The sequence below is a fragment of the Methylobacter sp. genome (assembly GCF_004322395.1).
GTDB lineage: Bacteria > Pseudomonadota > Gammaproteobacteria > Methylococcales > Methylomonadaceae > Methylobacter_A.
Map to the genome: position 1 here is coordinate 1 of NZ_SCTW01000139.1, position 8,342 is coordinate 8,342.

Sequence of the window (8,342 nt, forward strand, 5' to 3'; positions counted from 1 at the left end):
CATCGCAAGGTTGCCTTCGTATTCGGCGTAACCTTGAATGCCATGAAAAGTCGGCGATAGTAAACCCGCACGTAAACGACTGGTGAAGGCATTGGCAGTATGCGGAAATTGACCCCTGAATAGGGTGCCTTTGTCTTGATCTACGTTTTCCCAACGAGTGTTTAGGTCGAACTTGACCGCGCCGTTTTTACCGTAATGATAGAAATTAAGTGCATCTTCAACATCTTGGGTAACGCCGGCCAAGGCTGAGCCGCTTACTACTGACAGGGCCAATAGCGATGCAGATAAAGGGATTTTTCTTTGTTGCTGCGGCATAAAGCCTCCTAATGTATTGATTTAAAATTGTTGCTAATGCGTATGGTCGCATTCGGTAAGAAAACTCAAGATACTCTCCCTATATTTGTAGTAATCGGGATGTTCCAGCAGGGCTTTGCGGCTGCGCGGTCTCGGCAAATCAATCTCTTCGATTTTGCCGATTTTGGCGTGCGGGCCGTTGGTCATCATTACTACCCGGTCTGCCAGCAGGATGGCTTCATCGACATCATGGGTGACCACAATGGCCGTCACATGGGTTCTTTCCCAGACTTCCATCAACACTTCCTGTAACTCCCAGCGGGTCAAAGAATCCAACATGCCGAACGGTTCGTCCAATAACAGCAGTTTTGGCGACAACGCAAAAGCGCGGGCAATGCCGACCCGTTGCTTCATGCCGTTGGACATGTCACCGGCTTTTTTAAGGAGCGAATCGCCCAAGCCGACGCGGGTCAGGTAGTATTCGACGATGTCGTCGCGTTCCGATTTGGCGGCATGGGGATAGACTTTATCGACGCCCAGCATCACGTTTTCAAATGCGGTCAGCCAGGGAAACAGGCTGGGCGCCTGGAACACCACGCCGCGATCAGGTCCGGCGCTGGCAATTTCCTTGTTGTCTAAAATAATCACGCCTTCGGATATGTCGTTCAGGCCGGCAGTCATCGATAACACGGTTGATTTGCCGCAGCCGGAATGGCCGATGATCGAGATGAATTCGCCTTTTTTCATTTTCAGGTCGAAGCCGTCGACGACTTTGACGGTACTGTTGCCGTCGGGCGTTGGGTAGATTTTGGATAGCCTTGAAAACTCCAGGTAACGGGGGCGGCCTAAATCGTCTTGGCTGGGTTTTAAAGTTGAGTAATCGCGATCCCAGTCATTGCTGGTATTGGGTCTTACATTGGGCAGGACGATTTTATCGGCGCTTGAACTCAAGTTTTTTTCGATACCGATGTCCATTAAATAACGGGTGATTTCGGCGCGCAGTTTTTTAAACTCAGGGTTATGGTTTAATGCGGTCCGGCCTCTGGGACGCTCGATATTGATATGAAAATCCGGACCGAAAGTTGCATCGGGGCCGGGATTTAGCGGGATTACCCGGTCCGCCATGTAGATCGCTTCATCGACATCGTTGGTAATTAAAATGACGGTTTTCTTTTCCTGTGCCCAGATTTGCAAAATCTCGTCCTGTAAATTGCCGCGCGTCAAAGCGTCCAATGCACTGAGCGGTTCGTCGAGCAGCAAAATATCGGGACTTGCCGCCAAGGCTCTTGCTACATTGACCCGTTGCCGCATGCCGCCTGACAGTTCGGCGGGTTTTTTATCCATCGCCGCGCCGAGATTAACCATTTTGACGTATTTTTCGGTATGCGCCCGGCGTTGCTCGGCAGGCCAGTCTTTAAATATTTCATCGACCGCCAGCGCCACGTTTTCAAACACGGTTAGCCACGGCATCAGCGAATAGTTCTGGAATACCACGCCCCGATCAGGCCCCGGTTCGGTAATCGGTTGGCCTTGTTTTAGCAACTCGCCGCTATCGGCCTGGATTAACCCTGCAATGGCTGAAATCAGCGTGGTTTTGCCGCTGCCGGAAAAACCGACAATAGCAATGAATTCGCCTTCTTTAATGCTCAGGTTGATATTGTTGAGGATGGATGTCGCGCCATAGCTTTTGCATACAGACTTTAATTCCAACAAAGGCTGGTGGGCGTCATTCGATGGCGCAGGCGGCTCGCTTAGGGGGCGCTTGACCTGTCCTGAGCTTGTCGAAGGGTTCACAACGTTGAGATTTACGACGGGCATCTCGGCTCCTGGTTAAACATAGAAAAATTTGTTGTCCACGAAAGGCACGAAAAGCACGAAAATATTTAAAACAAACACATCGTTCGTGCTTTTCGTGCTTTTCGTGGATAAATTAACGTTAAATTAAATCGCTCTACCGAAAGAGAATAGGTTTTGTAAGGATTGCATGATGCGGTCCAACACAAAGCCGATCATTCCAATGGTAAAGACAGCGACCATGATTCGGCCCAAGGAGTTGGAACTGCCGTTCTGGAATTCATCCCAGACGAATTTGCCCAGCCCCGGGTTTTGCGCCAGCATTTCCGCAGCGATTAACACCATCCAGCCCACACCCAGCGACAAACGCATGCCGGTAAAGATGTAGGGCAGGGAGGACGGCAAAATAATTTTCTTGATTTGTGTGCTCCAGTTCAGGCGCAGCACTTTGCCAACGTTAATCAGGTCCTTGTCTATTGACGATACGCCGACTGCGGTATTGATAAGGGTCTGCCACAGCGAGCACAGCGTCACGGTAATCGCGGACGTCAGGAAAGATTTTTCAAACCAGGAGTCACTGCCGCCCACATACACGGCGCTAACCACCAACGTGACGATAGGCAGCCAAGCTAATGGCGATACCGGTTTGAAAATCTGCACCAGCGGGTTGATCGCGGTGTTGAAGATTGGGCTCATACCGCAGAACAGACCGAGCGGGACGGCGACTAAGGTAGCAATTAAAAAACCTGCAAACACCGTATAAAGACTGGTGAATATCTTGTCCAGATAAGTGGCTTGGCCGTTATAGGGACGAACTTTGATTTCGGCAGTCGGATCTTCTGCAAGTTTTTGCTCGTTGCGAGCTTGCTGGCGTTGATAATACTCGGCTTCTTTGGCTCGCTCGGCGAAATGGTCGTCCAATAATCCGCCTGCTTCATGCCACACTGCGACGGGGCCGGGAATAGCGCCCAAGCTGGTGTTGACCTTGGATGCGGAAAAGCTCCAAATCCCCAGAAAGACCATAAAAGCGAGTATCGGCACGCCCATGATCAGCCACAGTTGGCGGATTTGCAGAGAGGGATTTTCCCCGGCGGCTATTTTTACGAAAGGAACAAACCAGGTTAGCCCGGTTATGTTAAAAAATTTGATGATTTGATTGTACATGTTTGGCTCCTGAATTTTCACCGATTGAAGTAAGGCATCGTTCCCACGTTCCGGCGTCACGTCATTAAGTTAAGTGTGGACAGTTCCTTCTCCCTCAGGGAGAAGGTTAGGATGAGGGGATCAAATAAAGCTTTTGCCTTATTTTGTTTTCCCCTCACCCAACCCTCTCCCTCTGGAGAGGGCTTTATATTGTTCTACTTCCCACACCAGAGTCTGGGAACGATGCTATGTCGATTATTCAACCACTTTGCCGCCGACCACTTTTTGCTTGCCCTTCAGGCCGATAGGGAACTTGGTCAGGTAATCATTAGGCTTGGTTGCATCAAAAGTGATGCCGTCAATAAACTCTGCGCTAGGAGGCTTGATGCCGGTTTCACTGTCGGCAGGAAAATCGCCGGCTTTCGCTTTGCCTTCCGCAATCAGCGCCTTAGCCGCAGCCATGTAAATATCGGGGCGATACACTTTTTTAGCGGTTTCCAGGTACCACTCGTCAGGTTTGTATTCGTTGATTTGCCCCCAGCGGCGCATTTGGGTCAAACTCCAGACCGCATCGCTGTAATAAGGGTAAGAACCGTTATAGCGAAAGAATACGTTGAAATCGGGTAAAGGGCGTTTGTCTCCTTTTTCGTATTCAACCGCGCCGTTCATGCTGTTGGCAATCACCTCGTAATCAGCGCCGACATACTGTTTTTGCGACAACATTTCCACGCCTTCATTACGGTTCTTGTTGTTTTCCGCATCCAGCCACATCGATGCACGAATCAACGCTTTGATAACCGCTTTGTGAGTGTTCGGGTTTTTATCCGCCCATTCTTTGTTCACACCGAAGATTTTTTCAGCACTGTTTTTCATCAACTCGTAATCGCTGATGACCGGTACGCCGATGCCTTTGAATACCGCTTGTTGGTTCCACGGTTCGCCTACGCAGTAACCGACAATTGTGCCTGAATCCATAGTGGCCGGCATTTGCGGCGGCGGCGTCACAGACAGCATCGCTTCGGCGTCGATCTGGCCGGAAGTGTCTTCAGGCGGTGCATAGAATCCGGGTTTAATACCGCCGGCCGCCAGCCAGTAACGCAATTTCATATTGTGCGTACCGACCGGGAAAGTCATTGCCATATTGAAAGGTTTGCCCGCGCTTTTATATTTCTCTAATACCGGTTTTAAGGTATCCGCTTTAATCGGATGTACCGGCTTACCGTCTTTCATAGGAATCTGCGGCTTCATTTGATTCCAGACATCATTGGATACGGTAATAAAATCGCCATTTAAAGTTAGGGTAAAGGCGCTGATAATATCCGCTTTGGTGCCGTAGCCGATGGCCGCGCCGAAGGGCAGGGTAGCCAGCATATGCGCGCCGTCAAGTTCGCCGCTGACGACGCGGTCCATTAAAACTTTCCAGTTAGCCTGTGCTTCCAGTTGTACGGAAAGGCCCTCGTCTTCGAAAAAGCCTTTTTCAAACGCGACCGCTAAAGGCGCCATATCGGTTAATTTGATGAAGCCTAGTTTTAAGCTGTCTTTTTCCAGCTTTTCAGCTGCGCCGGCATTGGACGCAAAAGATAAGGTTGATATCGCAGCTACAGCGACAAGTGCAGTAACCAGTTTTTTTATGGTAAATCGTCCGGTTTGTTTCATATTGACCTCATCGGGTTTGAAAAAAATCAGCAAAAAAAAAGCGTCACCCTCCAGAATACATAATGTATTCAGTTGGATAGACGCCTTTGTCTTTTTTGGTTCGCCATTGAACCGATATTTTTTTAGTGCTCCGCCATTGGAGCCTCTGTATTGTTTAAAGCAATCGTTATGCCAAAATTTTGAAAAGGTTATTTGATGGGGTTAAGTTAATAGATATAAGTACTTATCGCATGGCAACAGTAGTTAAGCTGGGGGTAAGTTTAAGGCTTAATGCATCAATTTTGTGCATCGACTCAGCAGTTTGCACCAACAATGAAAATAAATAGCTAGCCATTTTAATATTTTCCAGCCGCTATCTCTACAAGGGCCAAGTTCAATTCACCGTAGGGTACGCTGTGCGTATCTTATGCATTGATTATTATGAAGATTTCTAAAGGATGCACAGCGTGCCCTACTTAAAAATCAAAAATATAAGCACTTTAAAGGATAAATTAGGATTAAAACTCTTCCCAAACGTCATTATCGGCAAGTTGTAATTGTAGTTTTTGGTTAAACGGTAAAATTTTACCGGTACCTGTTTTTACTTGTGGCGTCTCTTTTCGTTCGGGCGCTGCATGAACAGACTTGCTCGAATTAGGCGAATGGCCGTCCACTTTAAAACTGCTTACTGTAACTACCATGTTTTGCGCCTGTTCTTCCAGCGATTCTGCTGCTGCTGCGGCTTGTTCTACTAACGCGGCGTTTTGTTGAGTGACGTCATCCATCTGGGCGATAGCCTGATTGACCTGATCGATACCGGAACTTTGCTCAGACGAGGCAGCGGTGATTTCGGCCATCATGTCTGTAACGCCACGGATCGAAGTGACAATTTCTTCCATCGTTAACCCCGCCTGGGTAACCAGTTTACTACCATCCGCGACTTTATCTACGGACTCGTTAATCAGGTCTTTAATCTCTCCAGCTGCCGTCGCGGCGCGTTGCGCAAGATTGCGTACTTCTACTGCCACCACGGCAAAGCCCCTGCCTTGTTCTCCGGCACGGGCCGCTTCTACTGCGGCATTGAGGGCGAGTATGTTGGTCTGGAAAGCGATGTCATCGATTACCGAGATGATGTCCCCGATTTTGCGCGACGATTCGTTAATATCATTCATGGTCATGACAACGTGCCCGACCGCTTCAACGCCTCTGCTCGCGGTGCTGGTTGCTGCAACGGCAAGTCGGTTGGCCTGTTGGGCATTTTGGGCATTATGCTGCACGGCCGAAGTCAGTTCTTCCATGCTGGCGGCAGTTTGTTCGAGACTGGCGGCTTGCTCCTCGGTGCGATGGGACAAGTCGTTATTGCCTGCGGCGATTTCTTTAGCCGCTGTATTAATGCTGTCGGTGGAGTTCTTGATGTCTCCTACCAAAGTTTTGAGATTTTCTACAATATTATTCATGCCGGCAACTACCTCGCCAAAAGCGCCGGGATAGTTTTTGTCGATAGTTTGGGTTAAATCGCCCTGGGCCAGTGCATTAGCAACATGCAATACGTCGTTGAAGCCGACGTCGCTGGTTTCCATCAGATTGTTAAGATTGGTCATGATTTCCTTGAACATAAACTCAAATCTATCCGCGTCGCTACGCTTCGAGAAATCGCCTTTAGCGCCGGCTTCTGCGAGCATTTTGATTTCGTTGTTAACATCGAGGAAGGTTTTCTTTGCACTGTCCATGATCTTGGTAATGGCAATGGTTTCGCCCGGCAGAACATCCATGTCAGCAGAGAAATCGCCTTTGGCATACTGGTTAACGATACCGATCAGCTTTCTATTTATAGCGATGCGCGATTGAATCAACTCATTAACTTCATGCGCCATATTGCTATAAATGCCGGAGAATTTTGAAACATCGAGTTGTTCTTTGACCCAGCCGTCTGCATGTTTTTTTGCCATAGAGTCCAGGTCGGTAACGAACAGATTGATAGGATCCTGTATGGCTTTCATGGAGCGCAACAGTTCGCCGATTTCATCCTGTTGATGAATGTCAATGCTGGAGCTCAGGTTACCTTTGGCAATTTCTCCTGCCACTTGTTGTGCGGTTTGGAGTGATTTTAAAATGCCGCGACTGACCATAAAGGTCAATATTATTGCTATTGCAACGCTGAATATGAAAATGCCGGCCAATACGATTTTGTACTTGTGTATGGTACTCAGTGCTTGTGCTTCATCTTCTACGTTGCGGGCTGTTGCAATCTTCACTGCCTGATCAATAGCGCTACGATGCTCTTCATAAGCCTGGCGCATTTTCAAAAGGCTGGCCAGTGAACCGTCGCGGTCGCCCGCCTGAATGCTTGGTAGAAACCGTTGGTCTGCTTCATAGTAAAAGGCTTGCGCCGACTGATACGAGCGTTCAACTAAAGAGGCACGGAGCTTCTGCTCCAAAGGCTGATTTAGCCAATAACCATGACGGGATTCGTATTCTGTTTTTAGTATTTGAAAACGCGCCACTAAGGCGCTAATTTCAGCAGGGACGGTTGTTTGAGTTAATTGCAGTACCACCAGATACGACTCGATAATATATTCAGGCGGCGGTAATACATCGGCAATAATGTCTTTGCCCTGAACGATACGTTGATAAATCGGGCCGTTAACATTAAGTGTATTCATCGCCTTGAAGGTCGCAAAACCGAACAGTGAAAAACCGATGACTAAAATGCTTAAAATTATTGTAAATCGCATTCTGATAGTTAACTGGAGGGAATTTCTCATCTTATTTAGCATGATGCGCACCTGTTTTTTATTATTACGATTGAATTTGTTAAGTAAATAAACGCAACGACCAAATCCATATTCCGGCTGGCCATAAGTTTTCTTTAATCATTGCAGTTGATAAGTGCCGACTATGCCGAGTTTCCGGATGAATTGAATATCCAAAGGCGATGAATAATTAAATTTTCCGAATATGTAAAGTTATAATCATTTTGCAATAATATCAATTAATAAGATGCGTTTATTTCCTCAAGTTGGTGTTTCATTGTAAAGTTTTTTGCTCTTTAAAAAGAGCAAAAAAAAGCATCTCCGGACGGAATGCATGATGCACTCAATCCGGTAGACGCCTTTGTCATTAAATGGCTCGCCGTTGAACCTAAATTTTTCAATGCTCCATCATTAGAGCTTTTATGGTGTGTAGAAGCAAGCGTTGTGCCAACATTAACAGTATTCTTGTATGGTATTTGCTATAAAATCAATAGCTTGCAATTTATGAGTGAATTAATTTAGATGTAATTGATGTTCTATGTGAATGATCTTAAATGACTTATTATTTTATCAGCTTGGTCTGCCAAAGTTGTAATATGGATTTTTATGAGCTTTAGTTCGATAAATAAAGGTAACTATGAACCATATTTTTATAACAAAAAGTGTTTGAATTTTTGAAAGATGCATTAGTTTTGTGCATTCGCCGGTTAATTTGCACCAACT

Annotated in this window: 4 protein-coding genes and 1 pseudogene; all 5 read right to left on the minus strand. The window is 47.0% G+C overall.

What is annotated here, in order from left to right:
* A pseudogene (locus EPO18_RS18330) lies at positions 1 to 315 on the minus strand (alginate export family protein); the annotation flags it as partial.
* A 33-nt stretch (positions 316 to 348) separates the two neighbouring features.
* Positions 349 to 2,112 (minus strand): ABC transporter ATP-binding protein, encoded by a 1,764-nt coding sequence (locus EPO18_RS18335; RefSeq protein ID WP_292435904.1) that lies wholly within the window; start codon positions 2,110 to 2,112, stop codon positions 349 to 351.
* Positions 2,113 to 2,235: 123 nt separating this feature from the next.
* On the minus strand, positions 2,236 to 3,252 hold the full coding sequence (locus EPO18_RS18340) for an ABC transporter permease (protein ID WP_292435906.1): 1,017 nt from the start codon (positions 3,250 to 3,252) through the stop codon (positions 2,236 to 2,238).
* A 234-nt stretch (positions 3,253 to 3,486) separates the two neighbouring features.
* Positions 3,487 to 4,887 carry a CmpA/NrtA family ABC transporter substrate-binding protein gene (locus tag EPO18_RS18345; protein WP_292435908.1) on the minus strand — a complete coding sequence of 467 codons (1,401 nt, stop codon included), beginning with the start codon at positions 4,885 to 4,887 and terminating at the stop codon, positions 3,487 to 3,489.
* Positions 4,888 to 5,384: 497 nt separating this feature from the next.
* Positions 5,385 to 7,643 carry a methyl-accepting chemotaxis protein gene (locus EPO18_RS18350; protein WP_292435911.1) on the minus strand — a complete coding sequence of 753 codons (2,259 nt, stop codon included), beginning with the start codon at positions 7,641 to 7,643 and terminating at the stop codon, positions 5,385 to 5,387.
* Between the last annotated feature and the right edge of the window lie 699 nt (positions 7,644 to 8,342).